This window comes from Pseudomaricurvus sp. (assembly GCF_965662505.1).
Taxonomy (GTDB): domain Bacteria; phylum Pseudomonadota; class Gammaproteobacteria; order Pseudomonadales; family Cellvibrionaceae; genus Pseudomaricurvus.
In genome coordinates this window covers 1-237 of record NZ_CBFIHX010000183.1, presented here as the reverse complement: position 1 = coordinate 237, position 237 = coordinate 1, and the positions used below count along the sequence as shown (strand labels likewise).

Here is a 237-nt window from a genome sequence, read left to right as displayed (position 1 = left end):
ATCATTACAGAAGGTCAGCAGGGTTTACTGGTAGAGGCGCAGGATACGGATGCTCTCGCAAGAGCGTTATTAACACTTCTGGAAGACGAAAACCTTCGTAAACAATATGGTTTATCAGGTCGCCAAAAAGTCGAGAAATCATTTACTTGGGAATCCACTGTGTCCAATTATGCAGAGGTTTACGAGAGTGTATTACCGGAACATGCACCGCGTGCAGTGGAGAGACATTCGTGAACG

At 45.6% G+C, this 237-nt stretch carries 1 protein-coding gene; it reads left to right on the top strand.

Features of this window, described 5'->3' with window-relative positions; all coding sequences use genetic code 11:
• A partial coding sequence (locus ACTG33_RS16125) for a glycosyltransferase (protein ID WP_439136247.1) occupies window positions 1–234 on the top strand: 234 nt, incomplete at its 5' end.
• Window positions 235–237 lie beyond the last annotated feature (3 nt).